The organism is Acinetobacter sp. BIGb0196, from assembly GCF_011759595.1.
GTDB lineage: Bacteria > Pseudomonadota > Gammaproteobacteria > Pseudomonadales > Moraxellaceae > Acinetobacter > Acinetobacter guillouiae.
The window spans coordinates 1,764,100-1,782,987 of the sequence record NZ_JAAOZA010000001.1 but is presented as its reverse complement, the minus strand read 5'-3'; the positions used below and the strand labels follow the sequence as shown (position 1 = coordinate 1,782,987).

Sequence of the window (18,888 nt, the reverse complement as noted above, 5' to 3'; positions counted from 1 at the left end):
CGACCACCAGCAACGCATTCATTGAGTGGTAGAAACAACATGTTATGAATAAAGTCCTGCCTCTGACAGTTGCGGATGACGTTTCCGAGTATCATATTTCATCAAGAATTTTATATCGAACTTAAATTAATGCGTATTAATACGAAAAAGTCCGACAGGATGTCGGACTTTTTATTGTCTCTAATTTTAAATTAGGCTTGGATGCGTATCTAGAATACGGATTAAAGTCGCAGCTGGACCAGTCGGATAACGTCTACCTTGTTCCCAGTTTTGAAGCGTGCGAGGACTGATATGCAAGCGTGCAGCAAATTCATTTTGGCTTAAACCAGTTTTCTCACGTACTGCTTTAATATCAGGTAATTCAAGCTCAGTGACTCGACTTGCTTGAATCTCTTGACGTTTAATCTCTCCTGCTTCTTTAATCGAAGAAACAAGGTCATCAAATAAATTTTTATCCATGAAGTTGCTCCTTCACTAATTGGCGCAGAATTGCTGTTTCTTTATCCGTTAAATTATCTTTTACAGACTTAGGGTATGCGACTAAAAAGAAAATATGATCATCCTCTGAAACCCAATAATAGATCACGCGGATTCCACCACTTTTTCCTTTATCGCCTTGAGCACAGCGTACTTTACGGATACCACCGCCATTTTTAACAATATCACCCTTATCAGGTTGTACCAATAGATTTTGTTGAAGCTGACGATATTCATCATCAGTCACAAGTTCTTTGATTTGTTTAGTAAAAATACTAGTTTCAATGAATAACATACACGATATACGTCAATGGCGTATATACAATACTACCATAAAAAAGAATAATCAAAAGTTATAAATTGAGTGAATATAAAACTCAAATTTAGGGGCTGTTGGCATTTCATAAATGGCTGGCATTGCAGGTTAAAATTGAGCATGAGACGTATACGTCGTAAAGCATGAAACGAATAAAATAAAAAACTCCGCATAAAGCGGAGTCTCATTTAAGATAAATAGTTATCTAAATTACTTATCTGTTTCAAACAGTGCAGCGACAAATGATTTTGCAGAGAATGGACGTAAATCATCAATCTTCTCACCCACACCAATATATCGAATTGGTACATGAGTACGACTGGCAATATTAAACAACACACCACCCTTTGCCGTTCCATCTAATTTGGTAATGGTTAAACCTGTTAAGCCTACAGCTTCGTCAAACATTTCAACTTGGTTAATCGCGTTTTGACCAGTACCAGCATCCACCACCAACATCACTTCATGTGGCGCAGTTGCATCAATTTTTTGCATCACACGTTTTACTTTAGTCAACTCAGACATCAAGTTACTTTTATTATGCAAACGCCCTGCTGTATCGGCAATTAAAACGTCCACACCTTTGGCACGTGCACTTTCAAAAGCATCAAAAATGACTGAAGCGCTATCTGCACCGTGACCTTGAGCCACGACAGCAATATTGTTACGTTCACCCCAGATTTGAAGTTGTTCAGTTGCCGCTGCGCGGAAGGTATCTCCTGCTGCAAGCATGACTTTCTTGCCTTCACCTTGTAAACGTTTGGCTAATTTACCAATCGTGGTGGTTTTACCCACACCATTTACCCCCACCACCAAAATCACAAATGGATTTTTATTGGGATCGATATGCAATGGTTTTACCCGAGGTGCAAGTAAAGCAACCAGCTCTTCTTGTAGCGCTTTATACAATGAATGTGAGTAAATCAAATCACCACGTTCTGTACGCTCAGTCAAATTCGCAATAATGGTTTTAGTCGCCTCTACCCCGATATCAGCAACCAAAAGTTGCTCTTCTACTTCTTCGAGCAACTCATCATCAATTTCTTTACCACCAATCAGGATATTGACCATACCATCGGCAAGGCTTTTACGCGATTTGGTCAAACCTTCTTTCATGCGGCTAAAAAAGCCACCTTTAGATTTTTCATCTGCCGATTCAATCTGTGCGTCTTGGCTCTCAGTTTGAACAGGTTCCGTTTTAGGTGTTTCTACATTATTTTCAATAATAGGCACATTGACGGCTGGTAAACTAGGTAATGTGACATCGTCATCCCCGATATCCGCATCAATCAAGAATTTATTTTGCTGTTCTTGCATGCCGATTCCTTGAAAAGCATAGCGTTAAAAAAGAATGAGTTTAGCATAGATTGCATCATTTTTAGCGTTAAAGCAGCGATAAAACAAGCAAACCAAAATGCAACATTCCAGCCTTGCTTTAAATCATTAATTTTTTAAGAATAGTTCTAAATTTAAAATAAATTTTTGGGTTATCTGTGTATATTCTGAAATCTAAATTCTTAAATCTTCTTAGACAATCCAAAGTTATCCTTGCGCCACTCTTATTTTTATCTTTTAACACGGTAAATACGCAACTTCAGGCAGCACCTCAAAGCCAACTTTCTAGGACCACCTTTGAAACCACACTGAAAAATGGTTTAAAAGTGATTATCCGTGAAGATCATCGTTCACCAATTGTTATGACCCAAATCTGGTACGGCGTGGGAAGTAGTGATGAGTCAGGTAATGTACTAGGTATTTCGCATGTGCTTGAACATATGATGTTTAAAGGAACCAAAAAAGTTCCTGATGATGAGTTTGCCCGTTTGAGTCGAATTTATGGTGGCCGCACCAACGCTGCCACATATACAAATTACACCAACTATTATCAGCTTTACCCCAAGAAGTATTTTCCATTGGCTTTGGAACTTGAAGCAGACCGTATGACAAATCTGGTCCTCAAACAACAAGACTTTGATCCTGAAATCAAAGTGGTTATGGAGGAAAGACGACAACGGACAGATGATAATCCACGAAATCTAGCCTACGAACGTTTTAAATGGATCGCCTATCCAACCAGTCACCATCGTCAACCGGTGATTGGCTTTATGAAAAACCTACAGAATATTCGTCTGGATGATCTTAAACATTGGTATCAAACTTGGTACACCCCCAATAATGCAACCTTGGTCATCGTGGGAGATGTCAATGCAGAACAAGCACTTAAACAGGTTGAAAAATATTTTGCGGCAATTCCCAAAAAGGAACTTCCTGACCGTAATGATGTTTTAGAGTTTGATCGAATGGGTTATCGACACATGGAAGTGCAGTTGCCAGTACAAGTCCCCAACTTGTTTATGGCTTGGAATGTCAAATCCATTGCTACAGCAAAAAACCCACAAGATGCCTACGCCCTGACCATTATCCAGTCCTTACTGGATGGCGGAATCTCCGCTCGCTTACAAGACCGTCTGATTCGAGATAAAAAAGTGCTGACCGCAATCAGTGTCAGTTATGACCCCTATAATCGCGGCGACAGTTTATTTATGATCTCCGCGATCCCAAGTGATGATGTTTCTCTGGATGAGGCACAAAAAGCGATTGAAAAAGAGATGAATTTATTTAAAACAGAATTGGTCAATCAAGCTGAACTTGATCGTGTCAAAAACAACTTCGTTTCAAATTTAATCTATAGTCAGGATGATATTGGTGGACAAGCCAATATGATTGGGAATTTGGAAGTAAACGGCCTAAGTTTTCGTTTAATGGATGAATTACCCAAACATTATGACAAAGTGACACCACAAGATTTACAACGAATTGCCAATATTTATTTTGTCAAAGCCAATCTGAGTAGTTTGTATTTAATGCCTGAAAATACAAAAGAATAAAAAAGGATCTCTCATGAATTTTAATCCATTCTCGACCTATTCGATAAAAATACCCCTGTTTGTGTTCATCAGCTTACTCTACTCTCCTCTTAACCATGCGGAGGTTGAATTAGACAATCATGATGAAACCGATGCGGTTATAGATGATTCAGCACTTAAGGCAAATTTGACCTTACAAAGTTTAAAAAATTTAGATAAACATCAACAATACCAAGCGCCCTTTGTTCAAGACCTCTCCAACAACCAAAAAGTCAGAACACTGTTTGTTTCAGCCACCGACCTGCCTATTGTGGATATTCAACTCACCTTTAATGCAGGTTCGTCACAGGATGAAGCACTAGGAAAAGGTCTGTATGGTATGGCAAATATGGCAGCCAAGCTGATCACTGAAGGCACAGATCAATATACAGCAAAAGAGATCGCATCTACATTTGAAGGATTAGGCGCTCAATTTAGCGTTACCGCGTACCGTGATATGTTTGTCGTCCGACTCCGGGTCTTGTCAGATCCTGAAAAATTAAACCCTGCTATCAATACCATGTTGCATATGCTGAATCATGCACAATTTAATCCATCGGGTTTAAATCTTGTGCTAAATAATACCAAGGTTGGGCAAAAGCAAATCCAAGAAAATCCAAGTCGGATTATGAATATTCGCTTTTATCGTGCGTTATATGGACAACATCCTTATGCCGAACCGACTGTGGGGACCAATGGGAGCCTTAAAAAAATTACCCCAGAACTACTTAGGGCTTATCGACAGAAACTGCTTGTTGCCCAAAACATGAATATTGCCATTACTGGTAATTTAACTTCAGCCGATGCAACCCAACTGGCCAATTTAATCAGTCAAAATCTAACCCAAGGTGAAGCTGCTCAAGCACTTCCTGAACCACAAGATCAAAGTGATTTTAATATCCATTACATTCCGTTTAACTCAACGCAAGCCAATGTGATGATGGGACACTTAGCTATTCAGCGCAGCGATCCTGATCGTGTTGCATTAGAAGTTGCCAATCAAATGTTTGGCGGAAGCGGATTTAATTCCATTTTAATGAAAGAACTTCGGGTTAAACGGGGTTATACCTATGGAGCTTATAGTAATTTAACCTCCACATTGGCTCAGGGGTTTTTTAGTTTGAGTTATTCTACTGAACAAAATCAATTGATGGACAGTATCAAAGTTGCACATCAAGCCTTACGTGATTTTGTAAAAAATCCAATCCAAAGAAAACAGCTCGAAGAAACCAAAGAAGGCATGTTACGTTCTTTCCCAATGACCTTTAGTTCCAATGCCAATATCAATGCACAAATCGCATCGATTGGTTTTTATCAACTTCCTGCGGATTATTTGACCCAATATCAAAAGCAATTGAGCCAAGTCACCACCAAACAAGTTCAAAAAGCCATTCAAAAACATCTTCGTGCGGATCGTCTCACCTTGGTTGTTGTTGCACCAACACTGGATCAGAATGAATTAAAAGACATGTTAAGTGCTGATTTAGCCAACCCAGATCAATCCAGTACAAATCAAAACAAGCAAGTGAATACACAAGCCATGCCGGATGTCCCGACATTGATCATTCAAAAAACAATTCGCCCGCAAGCGAAACCAGCCAAATGAGTATTGTCAGTTATTGTGGATCTTTACTATCCACCGCAGGATATCGTTTTACCTGTTGGTTTTCAAAATGATAGGCACGTAGTAGGCGTAAATATTCAACCATATAAATACGATCTTGGCGGCGCAATTGATGGGCAATCTTTTGCGTCTTAGGATTGGCTGCCTGTTGTGAATATTGCACCACATATTTGTATTGATCTGGATTAATTGGGCGTGTTAAAGCCAATGTTGCAAGAAAAATCATCAGTGCGATGATCACAACAACAAAAGAATTCAAGATTTTTTCCACAGGAAAAGAACTATACAATTTTTGAAAATAATCTTTGAATTTACGCATGAACTACCTCTAATTATGGATAGTTTATCACTCTGATCATAAAAATATAGCGCTTTCTAAGCTACATTTTATCTGTATTCTCAAGTATACAGCCATCTTCAATCGTCATTGATATCTTGAGAAAATATGCCAAGCACACGATAACAACCAAACCGTAACCGACATACTCTGCAGCAACAAAAATAATTTATCGACAAAATGAAAGCTCTCCTCTAATAAAAGACGAGAGCTTTATGAATGTTTAGAGAACAATAGCGCTTAACGCATAAATTGCATGATTAAATAATTGCTCTCAAAAATGCAAAATACAAAATGATCGCAATAATTGCCAATGCAATACTGACAGCAAAGATACTCACTCCACCCTCTGCATGCGCAGGATGCAAATCATCATCATCTGCAAGGCGCCTTAATTCGCCATCATAGATCCGGTAAAAGCCTGCTTTTTGCACTGGATTTAAGTTTCGGGTATAATCGTACACGCGTTTACGCTGGGCTAAACAATAATCCCCAAGATGGATTTCTTGATGATAAATTGCCTCATCCAGTTGTTTACGGTGATACTGAGCTAATTCAACGATCTGAGTCTCAGCAGCGGGTACATCAAAAATAAAGCCATCTATAGTGTTTGTCATTTTGCTCTCCCTTTGTCTTAATTCTCATATTGATTTTAATAAATATTATTTCTGATTAATGTTTAATCATGTAATCTTATCTTCGTCAAGCATAGATTTCAAATCGCTTGACAAACAAGGCTAATTGTAATATTAGTTTAATAAAGTTAAGTTAGATTAGTTAAGTATAAGCTCCGTTGGGGAGCTATGTTAAAAGATCATAATTACAATAAGGAGTTATATATGATTCATCAAATCTCTCACCAAGACTTAGAACATGTTTATGCAGATGCTGTAAATACAATCCAGTGTGAAATGAATTTTGTAGAAGCGGTAAAAGCATTAGAAGATGCGGCGAAAGCTGGTCATGGTAAAGCAGCAATGTTTCTTGCAGAACTTTACTACCAAGGTTTCCGCGTTGAACGTGATTCTCTAAAAGCCCAATATTGGCAAAAGATGGCAACCATGCAAGCATAATAAAACGTCACCTAGGTGGCGTTTTTTTAACCCCTATCCTTTTTATTTTTTAATAAATCATTACGCTTTCAATACATTTTTTATTGTTTTAATAAATGCTTACGATTGAGCATAAAGCACCAACAGTTCTTATAAGAATTTCAACTACAATAGGCAATGTACTAAATAAGATTGTTAATTATGAAAAAGTATATTCATCTTCAGCCCATTTCGAATGAATTGTTTATTAAAATTTCTATTTTAAAATCACTCATGTATTGTGGTGTACTTTGGGGACTTTACCATGATGGCTGGGCAATGAAGTCTGGTTCAAATGAAGTTTATTTTCCTTTTTGGCTAAACGCTGTTCAAGCCCATCAGTATGCAAAGATTCATTGGCCTCACTACACCCCTCGCAGAATAACACCTAAAGATTTTAGAGAATCGCTGTTACCTACGTTGACACGGCTCAATATCATGCCTGCATTGTTTAATTCCTCATCTCGAAAATTTAAACTCTCAACCTCTCAAATGGAACATTTCTTTTTCCATAGTCATGTTCAATTTCAACCGGCTTAAAGGCGAAGATATATTTTTAGCGGTTTAAAATTGTTGTAAAAAATAAACTTTATATTTTTATGACTGCAAAGTATTTGCAAAGTTAAAAAATACAGTTAAGTTAAAGGTGTGCAGATTGGTAAGCACCCTAGAAAAGGAAGAATAATTATGACGACAGTAGCACAAGTAATCCAAGATAAGATTGGTCGTGAAATTTATACGATTTCACCCTCTGCCACAGTATTAGAAGCCATTACACTTATGGCAAACAAAGGTATTGGTGCTGTGGTTGTCACTCAAGATACAAAGGTCGTCGGAATCCTCTCAGAACGCGACTATACGCGTAAAATTGCCCTTATGCAGCGTACCTCTGACCATACAACGGTCGCTGAAATTATGACGTCTAGAGTGATTTCTGTGACACGTGGCCATACGGTTGAAGAATGTTTAAATTTAATGACTGACGGACACCTACGTCATTTGCCTGTGATTGAAGGTGAAACGCTGGTTGGGTTTGTTTCTATTGGCGATTTAGTCAAAGCTACGATGGAAGATCAAAGAAAATTGATTGAACAGTTAAGACAATATATTTCAGGTTAAGTGAAATTATAAAAATATAACCCTCCATCTGGAGGGTTTTTTATTGTGTATAGAAAGTTGGCAGCTCAGCTTGCATGTAAAACCTTTTTTAAATTTCTAGATAATAGAAATAATCACCAGCTTTAAGTTGCATGTCTTTATTTATCATGGGAATAAAACAATTACACTCACTAAAGAAACTCAGCATATCGGGACGTTCATTTTCTACTTTAATAATTTTAATTTCTGCAATCTTCATCGTACTCATTTCCCCATCTTTACCATAATGCACATCACTCGCATACCCCCAAAAAAATCTATGCTGACTGTCAGCAATTCCTTGATAGTCAAAATCATGATTTAAAACGCCAATTTTCCATTCAGGTTGAACCGGTTTGTTATATAGATGGCTGAGAATCGTTGGTTTTATAAAAATATGCATATTAATAATAATATCAAGAATATAGCCAGGTATATAACTTACGATAGCCCGATCCTCATAAGTTTTAGTTCTCGTGCAAAATGGAATTCCTTTTTCATTGAGATATTTAATCGTTTCTTTTTTTATTGGACTTCTTAAACCGCCGACCATCATCTTAAAAGAATTTCCAATCAAATAACTTTTTTGATGAACTAAACCTTGTTCAGTTAATACGTTTAACTCATTAATGGATCTAAATAGACCCAATTGGGCAAGATGCTGATCTACAGCCAGACCGCATGCAACGATATAATCAAAGTCTTCTGTAACTTTTTTAATATTCTGAATATATGTTTCAATATCAGTTGTGATTTCTAAATCTTCTATTGAACGATTATTTGACTCATATCTTGATGGCTTAACTTTTATCACTTCAAAATGGTATCCCCAACTTTTCATACAATCCTTAATGTATTCCAATTCAAAATTTTTATTGAAATGATCAAGCTCGTAATCTACACACAATATTGCAAATCGTGTATTTTTATAAACCTGTACATACTCAATACCAGCTTGTCTCAGCAAAGCCTTTTTTGTATTGGTAATGACATCGTCTTTTTTTAAAATGATATCTTGTTCTTTATAATCATCACCTACTTTAATCACTCCACTACCTTTGTTTATCTCAGTCAACGCATTATCTTTTTGAACGTTTAGAAAAGCTGCATCAAACCATGGCTGAAACTGTTCGGTTGTTATGACTGTATTCCCAATTGTTTCCATCCTTATGTATTGAGGAATACCTGTTTCATATTCATTTTTTATTTTTAACTTGTACGGATCTTTACCATTGCGTAATGCGCCATAGAAATAGACCGAATCAATCTTTTTAAATTGATCAATTGTGGTAATATCTTGATGAATATTTAACATTTTTCCACAAATTGCGGATAATTCTACCGATGGATAATTTTGATTCGCACATACATTTTCAGATAATCTCCTATCTAAACAATTTTCAAGTAAAACTGTTTCAGTTAAAGTAGGATTTGGTTTTATTTTACTTATCATTACCAATTTGCTAAAAATTTTTCCTACATAGTCACTATTTTTTATATTCATTGGCTACCTTACGTTCACGTCAAATTTATTTTAAATAAAGTTCAACAGTGTGTACTGCTGAACTTTTTAATGTTGCTTTTGGTTATTAAAAATCTAGAAAAAATCGATCAACTCGTGCCTAAAATCTTATTATTCGTGTTTTATATTTCAAGATAATAGAAATAATCACCTGCTTTGAGTTGCATGTCTTCATTTATCACGGGGATAAAACAATTACATTCACTAAAGAAACTCAGCATATCGGGACGTTCATTTTCTACTTTGATAATTTTAAGTTCTGGAATTTCTTTGGTTACAATTCTAAGCCTTTCATCATAAGTTGTATGTGATACATAAGCCCATAAAAATTTGTATTTATACTCTTCAATGATATCAAAACTATAATCATGGCTTAATACTCCTATTTTCCATTCAGGTAGAGTAGGCTTTCGATACATTCGTTGTAATATAGTTGGTTTCACCAATAAATGCATATTTACAATGATGTCAAGAATATAACCTGGTATATAACTCATTACAGCTTTATCTTCATAAGTCATTGTTCTTTGAACTACCAAATGTCCTTGATCATTATAGAGTTTTACATCTTCTCGATACACAGGGCTTCGTAAAGCCCCTGAAAATAATGTGAAATGATTCCCGATCAGTTGTACCTTCTGATTATATGCACCTTGCGAATATAGCTTCCTTAATTCATTAAGGGATCTTAATAAGCCTACTTGATTGAAATAATTATTATTTGCTAACCCACATGCAACAATATAGTCATAGTTTTGTGTTACTTGTTTGATATTTCTTGAATAGGTTTCGAAATTATTAGCAACGCTTTCATCCGTAGTTTCACTATTGGGAGGGACATTTTTGAATGGTTTAACTTTAATTACTTCAAAATCAAAACCCCAACTTTGCATGCAATCCTGAATATATTCTAATTCAAAATTTTTATTCAAATTTTCAAGCTCATAATCAACACAAAGTACAGCAAACCGAATCTTTTTATAAACTTCAATTTTATTTATACCTGCCTGCCTCAATAAGGCTTTTTTTGCATTTGTAATAATATGATCTTTTTTTAAAACTAAATCTTTTTCATGATAATCAGCTCCAATATCGACAACACCAGTTCCTTTTTTAATATCTATCAACATATCACCTTTTTCAGGAATGAGATAAGATGCTCTAAACCAAGGTGAATGTTGCTCTAAGGATATCACCGTATTCGCTATACTGCCTATTTTTATATATGGGGCAATACTTGAAATATAATCATTTTTTTCTTTTATTAAATAAGGGTTTTCACCATTCATTAAACTTTGAAGAAAATATACAGTTTTAATATCTTTATATTGTTTAAGTGTAATAATGTCTTCTTTAATGTTTAACATCATACCACTAATTTTTGATAGAGCTACACTAGGGTATGCACTAGTAGCATAAATATCCACTGCAGATTTTCTACCCAAACTTTCTTTTAATGGTATTTTTTCAGTTAATTTGGAAATAGGCATTACGTTAGCAATTTGCTCTTGCTGCCACAAATTATAATTTATGTACACTTTATTCTTAATTTCCATTAAAATCCCTACCTAAAATCGTATTAATAAACGATTTATTATTCAATAGATTGAAAATTAATTAATAATAAGTATTATTTAAATTTCCAAGCAATATATTTTAATCATGAATCAATTTTATAAAATTGATTCATGATATTTATGATAAATTACTCAACATTTACATAAAATTCTTCGCCATCTAAAACGCGCTGTTGATTAAAAAAAACTCCCAGTTTTCCACCTGCGCTAGCATTATCACTTGCTAAAATTTTTCTAGCCGATACTCCAGGAGATGGTGAATTATTACCACCTTCTTGAGTTGCTGCAAAAGGATATTCATCACATTGACAGCTCACTTCTGGATCATCTGAGTCACCATCAGGATCACAAGTTTCACTGTAAGTATTATCTTGGGCTCTACAAATACCTAATGAAAATTCACGATTTGCTTTACGTGCGGCAAAATCTCTTAATCTTTTTAATGGTTGAGAACCATATCCAGGCAAAATACTATCTTCTTGAGGGACATAGCGTCCTGGCAATCCTGAATTTTGAGCATCACGTATATGTTCTGCTGATTCTCTTACTTCAGGAGTAGTTGTTAAATTAATTGTTCTCATAACAGCAGGAGCATCAAAAAAAACACATCCTGAAGTATTTGATTTCGCTAATTTAACATCACAACGTACTACTGGTATATTATTATCTTCAAAATTTTTTGCAGTATCATCAACCAAAGACTGCCCAACAATATTATAGTTTCCTTCTATTGTCATCGGAATTTCTTTCTCTGACGTACTATACATATTCATATTGGTATTAACAGTAATTTCTGGAGATAAACCTGGATTCAGTACCACTGACGGATTTCCAACCGTACTGCAGTTTATACCCCCTTGTTCATCGGTACCACAACCTAAACGTGGCGCTATATGAATTATAGGACCAGTAGGATTTGTATATATAGATCTAAATTTAAATTTTACAGGCCATTTTAATTCATTTGTAGGGTTGTCTTCGGCATACGCATATCCTGTGATTTTTACTGTATTAACGTAAGCATTTTGAGCTTGCGAATCATATATATCAAATTCCTTTTCAAACTTTTGGCAGAATGATGTCCTACTATTTAAACTATCAATTGGTCCTGTGCCGACTTTCTCACAAGCTGGTGAAACATCAAGCGCACTTTCAGAATCACTCTCTAAAGTATGTGCTGTCACAACTATTGTATTTAAAGCACCAAGAAAAGTATCTGGCTTAAGCTCTGTTGACTCTCCATTTTGTAGCTTTTGCTCAAATGCATAAGCTGCATTATTTAACAAAAGATAAAAAGTTGATAAAATTAATATATTAATTTTATTCATGTTTATTCCTTATTTGTTTTTTATAAAAGACATAATTTAATTTGCTATTTTTAGCGCTGTTAATATATATCAACAAATGTTAATAATTATCATCAATAACAATTTATTGTCAAAAAGAAACAATTTAAAAACATTTAAACAATTTTCATGATTTTTTAACTATATTTTATATTTAAATTTTTACTGAAAATAAAAAACCTAGCCAAAGCTAGGTTTTTAGATCAAATCAATTTTTTATCAGTTTAGATTTAACTTTTCAGCAACATAGTCGGCATCTTTATCACCACGCCCAGAAAGGTTTACAACAATTTTGATTTCTTTCGCCAATTTAGGCGCTTCACGAATTGCCCACGCCACAGCATGAGAGCTTTCCAATGCAGGAACAATTCCTTCTACGCGTGAAAGGGTCATAAACGCATCTAAACACTCTTGATCAGTTACTGTAGAATATTCCACACGGCCTAAATCTTTTAAGAAACTATGTTGAGGGCCTACACCCGGATAATCCAAACCAGATGCAATCGAGTGCACAGGCAATGGTGCGCCCTGTTCATCTTCTAGTACATAACAAGCCATACCATGAATCTGACTTGGTTTACCTAAAGTCAATGTTGCTGAATGCTGTTGAGTATCTAAACCATGACCTGCAGGTTCCACACCAACCAGTTTAACCTCTACATCATTTAAAAATGCCGTGAATGCGCCAATTGCATTTGAGCCACCGCCTACACACGCAACCACATAATCAGGTTGTGCGCCAAAGCGATCTTGGGTTTGAACTTTAATTTCATTGCCGATAATAGATTGGAAATCACGGACCATTTTTGGGAAAGGATGTGGTCCAACCACAGAACCAATTGCATAAATAAAGTTTTTAGGGTCTTTTAAATACTCTTCAAATGCGCTATCTACAGCATCTTTGAGTGTTGCAGTACCTTGAGTGACTGAAACCAGTTTTGCACCCAAAATCTTCATTTTCACGACATTGGGATGTTCTTTCTCAATATCCACCTGCCCCATATGAATTTCACATGGAATACCAACCAAAGCACATGCGGTTGCAAGTGCAACGCCATGTTGGCCAGCACCTGTTTCTGCAATCACTTTGGTTTTTCCCATATATTTGGCAAGCAAAGCTTCGCCCAAACAATGGTTAATTTTATGTGCGCCTGTATGATTTAAGTCTTCACGCTTTAAATAGATTTGTGCGCCACCCAATTGATCAGAAAGGCGTCTTGCATGAAATAAAGGACTAGGGCGACCTACATAATTGGCAAATAAATCAGCCAATTCATTTTGAAATTCAGGCGTTTTACGAATTTCTTCATATGCAACATTGATTTCGTCCATTGCTTCTTTTAAATGAGGTGGAATAAATTGACCACCATATTCACCAAAAAAGCCTTGTTCATTTGGTAATGCAATACCATTTATTTGATGATCCATTTCTTTCCCTATTTAATAAATCAGCCGTTGAATTTATGAATAACAACTTTGCTTGAGAATAATCTATCGTGACAAATATTTCGTCATATCCTCAATACCTTTCAGGGTCATTGGAAACATATGATCGTCAAATAATTGTTTAATTAATGCGATGGTTTGTGTGTAATGCCAGTAACCTTGCTCTTCTGGATTTAACCATGCTGTTTTTTCAAAATGATTGCGTAAGCGACGTAACCATACGTCTCCTGCTTCATCATTCATATATTCGACAGAGCCACCGACCGATTTCAGCTCATAAGGTGCCATACTTGCATCACCCACCACAATTACACGATAGTCTTTACCATAGGTATTGAATAAATCCCATGTATTCATTCGGGTAGAAGAACGACGATGATTATCTTTCCACACATAGTCATATAGACAATTATGGAAATAAAAATATTCTAAGGTTTTAAATTCAGTTTTTGCCGCACTAAACAATTTTTCACATTGAGCAATGTGTGAATCCATCGATCCCCCCACATCAAACAACATCAAAACTTTAATTCGGTTACGCCGTTCAGGCACCATTTGTACATCTAAAATGCCCTGTTTGGCAGTTTCATAAATGGTGCTGTTAATGTCTAATTCTTCTGCAGCGCCTTGACGAGCAAACTTACGTAATCGACGTAAAGCCATTTGCATTTGTCGAGTACCTAAAATTTGTTCATCATCCAAATTTTGATATTTACGCTGTTCCCAAACTTTTACTGCTGAATTTTTACGGCTCGGGCCACCAATTCTCACGCCTTCAGGATGGTCACCAAAAGCACCAAACGGTGAAGTTCCACCTGTGCCAACCATACGGTTGCCACCTTGATGTTTTTTGTGTTGTTCTCGCAAGCGCTCTTCCAACATCTTCATCAGTTCTTCAAGCGAGCCTGCTTTCAGCAATTCAGCACGCTGTTCAGGTGTGAGATGTTTTTCAAGTAACTCTAAATCAAACCAGTCTTTGGGAAGTTTTTGAACTTTGCTGAGCAGATCATCGATATCAAAAGTATGGATACCTTCAAAATAATCTTTCATGGCACGGTCAAATTTGTCAAAGAAGCGTTCATCTTTGACCATGACAGTCTTTACTAATTGATAAAAATCATCTTGATCGGCAAAAACCAAGCCTTCACTAACTGCTTGGTTGAGATCAATGAGTTCTCGTGTTGAAACTGGAACACCATATTTTCTGAGGGTATAAAATAATCGCACAAACATGTTGCGATCTCCTCATTAACGACGTGACATAAAGGCTAAGCGTTCAAGCAACTGTACATCTTGCTCATTTTTAATCAATGCACCATATAAAGGTGGAATCGCTTTTGATTTATCATGATTACGCAAAATGTCTTCTGGCATATCATCTGCCATTAACAAGCTTAACCAGTCAATCAATTCAGATGTTGAAGGTGGTTTTTTTAAGCCAGGCACTTGGCGTAATTTAAAGAAGACTTGTAATGCTTCTGAAACCAGTGTTCCAGAGATATTCTGAAAATGAACTGCGATAATTTCACGCATCGTTGCTTCATCAGGAAATTCAATATAATGGAAAAAACAACGACGTAAAAATGCGTCTGGCAGTTCTTTTTCATTATTTGAAGTAATGATTACGATTGGACGTTGGGTTGCAGTAATGGTTTCGCCTGTTTCATAGACAAAAAATGACATTTTGTCTAATTCATGTAGCAAGTCATTTGGGAATTCAATATCTGCTTTGTCTATTTCATCAATCAACAATACACAGCGTTCTTCGCTGGTAAATGCATCCCACAACTTACCTGGTTTGATGTAGTTTTTAATATCGTAAACACGGTCATCACCCAACTGGCTATCACGTAAACGAGAAACTGCATCATATTCATACAAACCTTGCTGTGCTTTGGTTGTAGATTTAATGTGCCAAGTAATTAATTTAAGACCTAGACTCTCAGCAACTTGTTCAGCCAATAAGGTTTTACCTGTACCAGGTTCGCCTTTCACCAATAATGGCTTTTGCAATGCTCGAGCTGCTTTTACAGCCAGTTTTAAACTATCCGTTGCGATATACTGTTCAGTACCTGTGAATTGTTGAGAATCGACAGACATAACTTACCTTTATTTTTTATTTAAAGTGGTGAAATATTTTTTGCTACAGCGCTTGCTTGGGTATTTTTCGTGGTTTTGTATTTAGACCAAAAAAATCCAATGACTAAACCAATACCCATGACAAATGTAATTAAGGCAAGATTTGACCAAATCAATGGTGAATCCTTGGTAAGAATACCAAATAACAGTCCAAATATTGCTGGCGCAATCGCTGAGTTTGGTCCTTCAGAAATGGTCGGGGTTGCAAGAACGGCAAATACAATGATCCATGTAATACCGCCAAGTGGCGATGGCAATCGTTTTGAAATCGAATACCAGCACCATAAAATCAACAGCGTCCCAAGAATATAGACGGTTATTGCGATATTATCTTCTGGGATAGCATCAAATAGATCTAAAAAATTTGCCCATATTCCTGATAACTGATCAAGCACCACGTAATCCCTCTGGTTCAACCGCATTTGGGTTAATTAAACCTTCTGGCGGCATTTGAATAAAAAAGCCTTTTGTATTGAGTGAATCGATTACATGTAACACATTTACACGTGCCAAAGGTCGAGCTTCGCTCAGTTCAAGATGCATTACATGCGTTGCACGACCAAAGGCAACACGTAGTGGCTCAGAAAGAGCCGCTAAGGGATCTGCACTTTCGTCTGTATTTGGATGATTTGGGCGAGCCACATAAAGATACATTTCATCTTTTTTGCTCGATTTATAAATATCACAATGCATTTTAAACAACAGCTTCAGTAAAACTTAGTTGACAGCATACATGAAAAAAACGACGGATACATTATCGAAAGTTAACGCATCAGTCGTTATTTATGTCCAATTGCTAAATCTTTGATCAACAATAACACAGTAAGCTTTCTTGGCTATTGGTGATTATTCATCTAAACAACAGCAGCAACAGCCGCTATTCATTGACCTTCATCTGCATACTTAAAAACTTAATATCTTCTTGTAACAGATGGATAAGTGGCTGGGTAAGCAATTCATAGCGCCACCCCAACAAATAACCAGGTAAATCCTGTTCATTGCCATGAAATACCACATGATGATACAAGGCATTTAACCATTTTTTACGCATAAGTACTTCTTTAGGTACTTGCATTTCAAATGAAACCTGAGAAATTAACTCATCTACTTCAAGGGTGATTCCCTGAGAAGAATGCTTGATTGGTCGTGCAATACGCAGTGGCCACTCATCGGTTTCAGGCAGAAACTTCAATAAATCTAAAATTGTTTTTCCATGTTCACGCACAATATTTGGACGTATTCCCTTCACAGAGGACAATTGAAAATTATTTTTAGGATTGACTTCAACCAAATCAATCATCGTGGCATTTTTTAGAATAAAGCTACGTGGTTGATTGAGTGCTTTGACCATTTCTTCACGCCAAACACTTAATTGTTGCAATTGCATCAATTGTTTTCTGGAATGACGATAATTACCAATATCACAATATAATTTTTCTTTTGGTGTTTCTGAAGCAATTTCAAAGGTTAAATTTTGACAATCTTCAAGCACATGTGAGTATAAGCTTTTCTCGACCAATTCAGCTTTTACTTTTTCAGCCAGACGCATAATGTATAAAACATCATTAGCGGCATAATTCATTTGTTCATCTGTTAACGGTCGAGCCAGCCAATCTGAACGTGTTTGATCTTTATCAATATCAATCTCTAACACCAATTTCAATGCATTTTGATAACTGACTTGTAGACCATGTCCTAAAAAAGACAACCCCACTTGGGTATCGAAGACATTTTTCAGATTTTTCTGATCTGCATAATGATAAATGAGATCAATATCTTCTCCACAAGCATGAAAAATATTTTGCTGTGCTTGAAAAAGTTGAAACCAAAAGCGATCTAAATTTAAGGTTGTGCCGTCGAGCAAAAATACTTGACCATTGACATTAATTTGGAATACACCGAGTTTTGGCCAAAGTGTGTCGACTTTAATAAATTCAGTGTCTAGACCATAAGTCGAGGTATGTTGCATCAAATTCAACACATGTTCGAGATCGGTCTGTTGATTAATAAATTGAAACATGTCAGTTTAAGTCAAAATGTTACATTCAAATGAAATATGATTTTACCTTAATATATAAAATTTAAATATAATATTTTTAAACTAATTCTCCGTAAACACCTTATTTTTCAATAAAGTTTCTTGTGAATATTTATTTTATATATAGGTTTTACAACTTAATAAAAGTATATTTTAAAGTAATAAATAACATGGCTAATCATTGCTTTAGCTTGAGTTTACCTAAAAAATTTAGATTGAATGTAAATAATTTTTAAATGAGACAGAGTTTGTTGATCTTTTAATCGTTATCGCATTTGCGCTAAACATCCAAGCTCAACAAACTCTAAATGGTAGCAAGTCTAAGATCGCTATTTCATTCTCATGCGATTATGAACAGCCTGACTCAACGTATGACTATCCACATATTCCAATTCACCACCTTGTGGCACACCTTGTGCGATCCGTGTCATTTGCAAAGACAAATGTTTTGTCGCTTCTACAAGATAATGCGCAGTCGCTTGCCCTTCTACAGTTGCATTGGTGGCTAAAATTACTTCCGTAATTTTACCATCGGTTAAACGCTGCACTAGATATGGAATACCTATTTCTTCAGGACCAATACCATCTAAAGGCGACAAATGTCCACCCAATACATGATATTTGCCTCTAAAGCTACCAGACTGTTCTATTGCCATTACATCTGCAGGAGACTCAACCACACAAAGCAGCTGATCATCCCGATCATTTGAGCAACAAATATCACAGACTTCATTTTCAGTTAAAGAATGACAAACACTACACTCATGAATATAGGAAGTTGCTTCATTTAGCGCATGCGCCAAACCAATAGCACCTTCTTTATTTTTCATGATCAGATGGAGTGCCATACGTTGAGCCGATTTCGGCCCAACACTGGGTAAGATTCGTAAAGCTTGTACGAGTTGATCAAAACGGTCGCTAAACACCTATGA

20 protein-coding genes are annotated in these 18,888 nt (G+C 36.1%); 5 read left to right on the top strand and 15 right to left on the bottom strand.

Annotated elements, in window-relative coordinates:
• Positions 1-186: 186 nt before the first annotated feature.
• The 3 genes from nadS to ftsY form a co-directional block, all read right to left on the bottom strand.
• Positions 187-459, bottom strand: a complete 273-nt coding sequence (gene nadS / locus FHR28_RS08085; RefSeq protein ID WP_034617591.1) for a NadS family protein — start codon at positions 457-459, stop codon at positions 187-189.
• A complete protein-coding gene (locus FHR28_RS08080; protein ID WP_034617593.1) occupies positions 452-772 on the bottom strand; it encodes a type II toxin-antitoxin system RelE/ParE family toxin in 321 nt (106 codons plus the stop codon). The genes nadS and FHR28_RS08080 overlap by 8 nt, the downstream gene beginning before the upstream one ends.
• 231 nt (positions 773-1,003) lie before the next feature.
• A complete protein-coding gene (gene ftsY / locus FHR28_RS08075) occupies positions 1,004-2,110 on the bottom strand; it encodes a signal recognition particle-docking protein FtsY (protein WP_004719613.1) in 1,107 nt (368 codons plus the stop codon).
• A gap of 176 nt (positions 2,111-2,286) precedes the next feature.
• On the opposite strand from ftsY, the gene FHR28_RS08070 reads away from it, so the two are divergent.
• Both FHR28_RS08070 and FHR28_RS08065 read left to right on the top strand, forming a co-directional pair.
• The gene (locus FHR28_RS08070; RefSeq protein WP_166782329.1) at positions 2,287-3,681 is read left to right on the top strand and encodes a M16 family metallopeptidase; all 1,395 of its coding nucleotides are present in this window, start codon (positions 2,287-2,289) and stop codon (positions 3,679-3,681) included.
• Between the two features lie 13 nt (positions 3,682-3,694).
• Complete coding sequence (locus tag FHR28_RS08065) at positions 3,695-5,305, top strand: M16 family metallopeptidase (RefSeq protein WP_166782328.1); 1,611 nt, start codon at positions 3,695-3,697, stop codon at positions 5,303-5,305.
• Positions 5,306-5,315: 10 nt separating this feature from the next.
• On the opposite strand, the gene FHR28_RS08060 is transcribed toward FHR28_RS08065, so the two are convergent.
• A complete protein-coding gene (locus tag FHR28_RS08060) occupies positions 5,316-5,642 on the bottom strand; it encodes a hypothetical protein (RefSeq protein WP_166782327.1) in 327 nt (108 codons plus the stop codon).
• Between the two features lie 278 nt (positions 5,643-5,920).
• Positions 5,921-6,277: a hypothetical protein gene (locus FHR28_RS08055; protein ID WP_105712439.1), complete on the bottom strand. Its 357-nt coding sequence runs from the start codon at positions 6,275-6,277 to the stop codon at positions 5,921-5,923.
• A gap of 222 nt (positions 6,278-6,499) precedes the next feature.
• Between FHR28_RS08055 and FHR28_RS08050 the strand changes: the two genes are divergently transcribed.
• The 3 genes from FHR28_RS08050 (at position 6,500) to FHR28_RS08040 (ending at position 7,870) form a co-directional block, all read left to right on the top strand.
• Positions 6,500-6,733 (top strand): hypothetical protein, encoded by a 234-nt coding sequence (locus tag FHR28_RS08050; RefSeq protein ID WP_004719607.1) that lies wholly within the window; start codon positions 6,500-6,502, stop codon positions 6,731-6,733.
• A 180-nt stretch (positions 6,734-6,913) separates the two neighbouring features.
• A complete protein-coding gene (locus tag FHR28_RS08045) occupies positions 6,914-7,291 on the top strand; it encodes a DUF2750 domain-containing protein (protein ID WP_004719606.1) in 378 nt (125 codons plus the stop codon).
• Positions 7,292-7,438: 147 nt separating this feature from the next.
• Positions 7,439-7,870: a CBS domain-containing protein gene (locus FHR28_RS08040; protein WP_004822228.1), complete on the top strand. Its 432-nt coding sequence runs from the start codon at positions 7,439-7,441 to the stop codon at positions 7,868-7,870.
• Positions 7,871-7,958: 88 nt separating this feature from the next.
• Here the strand turns inward: FHR28_RS08040 and FHR28_RS08035 are convergent, their stop codons facing one another.
• From FHR28_RS08035 to recR, 10 genes are all read right to left on the bottom strand, one after another.
• Complete coding sequence (locus FHR28_RS08035; RefSeq protein ID WP_166782326.1) at positions 7,959-9,392, bottom strand: MoeA protein; 1,434 nt, start codon at positions 9,390-9,392, stop codon at positions 7,959-7,961.
• A 140-nt stretch (positions 9,393-9,532) separates the two neighbouring features.
• Positions 9,533-10,966 carry a MoeA protein gene (locus FHR28_RS08030; RefSeq protein ID WP_166782325.1) on the bottom strand — a complete coding sequence of 478 codons (1,434 nt, stop codon included), beginning with the start codon at positions 10,964-10,966 and terminating at the stop codon, positions 9,533-9,535.
• 149 nt (positions 10,967-11,115) lie between these two features.
• Positions 11,116-12,315, bottom strand: a complete 1,200-nt coding sequence (locus FHR28_RS08025; RefSeq protein ID WP_166782324.1) for a NucA/NucB deoxyribonuclease domain-containing protein — start codon at positions 12,313-12,315, stop codon at positions 11,116-11,118.
• A 237-nt stretch (positions 12,316-12,552) separates the two neighbouring features.
• Positions 12,553-13,761, bottom strand: a complete 1,209-nt coding sequence (gene trpB / locus FHR28_RS08020; protein WP_105712438.1) for a tryptophan synthase subunit beta — start codon at positions 13,759-13,761, stop codon at positions 12,553-12,555.
• Positions 13,762-13,824: 63 nt separating this feature from the next.
• On the bottom strand, positions 13,825-15,012 hold the full coding sequence (locus FHR28_RS08015; protein WP_004719601.1) for a vWA domain-containing protein: 1,188 nt from the start codon (positions 15,010-15,012) through the stop codon (positions 13,825-13,827).
• Positions 15,013-15,027: 15 nt separating this feature from the next.
• Positions 15,028-15,879 (bottom strand): AAA family ATPase, encoded by an 852-nt coding sequence (locus tag FHR28_RS08010; protein WP_166782323.1) that lies wholly within the window; start codon positions 15,877-15,879, stop codon positions 15,028-15,030.
• A gap of 20 nt (positions 15,880-15,899) precedes the next feature.
• The gene (locus FHR28_RS08005; RefSeq protein WP_016539240.1) at positions 15,900-16,313 is read right to left on the bottom strand and encodes a hypothetical protein; all 414 of its coding nucleotides are present in this window, start codon (positions 16,311-16,313) and stop codon (positions 15,900-15,902) included.
• On the bottom strand, positions 16,306-16,611 hold the full coding sequence (locus FHR28_RS08000; protein WP_004822235.1) for a YcgL domain-containing protein: 306 nt from the start codon (positions 16,609-16,611) through the stop codon (positions 16,306-16,308). Before FHR28_RS08000 ends, FHR28_RS08005 begins: the two co-directional genes overlap by 8 nt.
• Before the next feature lie 184 nt (positions 16,612-16,795).
• Positions 16,796-17,938 carry a ribonuclease D gene (locus tag FHR28_RS07995; RefSeq protein ID WP_016539239.1) on the bottom strand — a complete coding sequence of 381 codons (1,143 nt, stop codon included), beginning with the start codon at positions 17,936-17,938 and terminating at the stop codon, positions 16,796-16,798.
• A 347-nt stretch (positions 17,939-18,285) separates the two neighbouring features.
• On the bottom strand, positions 18,286-18,882 hold the full coding sequence (recR, locus tag FHR28_RS07990; RefSeq protein ID WP_004719588.1) for a recombination mediator RecR: 597 nt from the start codon (positions 18,880-18,882) through the stop codon (positions 18,286-18,288).
• Between the last annotated feature and the right edge of the window lie 6 nt (positions 18,883-18,888).

Excerpts from the sequence above, each read along its gene's own strand:
- FHR28_RS08000 (WP_004822235.1), bottom strand. The coding sequence starts at position 16,611 with ATGCATTGTGATATTTATAAATCGAGCAAAAAAGATGAAATGTATCTT.
- FHR28_RS08055 (WP_105712439.1), bottom strand. The coding sequence starts at position 6,277 with ATGACAAACACTATAGATGGCTTTATTTTTGATGTACCCGCTGCTGAG.
- FHR28_RS08050 (WP_004719607.1), top strand. The coding sequence starts at position 6,500 with ATGATTCATCAAATCTCTCACCAAGACTTAGAACATGTTTATGCAGAT.
- FHR28_RS08080 (WP_034617593.1), bottom strand. The coding sequence starts at position 772 with ATGTTATTCATTGAAACTAGTATTTTTACTAAACAAATCAAAGAACTT.
- trpB (WP_105712438.1), bottom strand. The coding sequence starts at position 13,761 with ATGGATCATCAAATAAATGGTATTGCATTACCAAATGAACAAGGCTTT.
- FHR28_RS08025 (WP_166782324.1), bottom strand. The coding sequence starts at position 12,315 with ATGAATAAAATTAATATATTAATTTTATCAACTTTTTATCTTTTGTTA.
- FHR28_RS08045 (WP_004719606.1), top strand. The coding sequence starts at position 6,914 with ATGAAAAAGTATATTCATCTTCAGCCCATTTCGAATGAATTGTTTATT.
- FHR28_RS08010 (WP_166782323.1), bottom strand. The coding sequence starts at position 15,879 with ATGTCTGTCGATTCTCAACAATTCACAGGTACTGAACAGTATATCGCA.
- ftsY (WP_004719613.1), bottom strand. The coding sequence starts at position 2,110 with ATGCAAGAACAGCAAAATAAATTCTTGATTGATGCGGATATCGGGGAT.
- FHR28_RS08035 (WP_166782326.1), bottom strand. The coding sequence starts at position 9,392 with ATGAATATAAAAAATAGTGACTATGTAGGAAAAATTTTTAGCAAATTG.
- nadS (WP_034617591.1), bottom strand. The coding sequence starts at position 459 with ATGGATAAAAATTTATTTGATGACCTTGTTTCTTCGATTAAAGAAGCA.
- FHR28_RS07995 (WP_016539239.1), bottom strand. The coding sequence starts at position 17,938 with ATGTTTCAATTTATTAATCAACAGACCGATCTCGAACATGTGTTGAAT.
- FHR28_RS08065 (WP_166782328.1), top strand. The coding sequence starts at position 3,695 with ATGAATTTTAATCCATTCTCGACCTATTCGATAAAAATACCCCTGTTT.
- FHR28_RS08015 (WP_004719601.1), bottom strand. The coding sequence starts at position 15,012 with ATGTTTGTGCGATTATTTTATACCCTCAGAAAATATGGTGTTCCAGTT.
- FHR28_RS08040 (WP_004822228.1), top strand. The coding sequence starts at position 7,439 with ATGACGACAGTAGCACAAGTAATCCAAGATAAGATTGGTCGTGAAATT.
- FHR28_RS08060 (WP_166782327.1), bottom strand. The coding sequence starts at position 5,642 with ATGCGTAAATTCAAAGATTATTTTCAAAAATTGTATAGTTCTTTTCCT.
- FHR28_RS08030 (WP_166782325.1), bottom strand. The coding sequence starts at position 10,966 with ATGGAAATTAAGAATAAAGTGTACATAAATTATAATTTGTGGCAGCAA.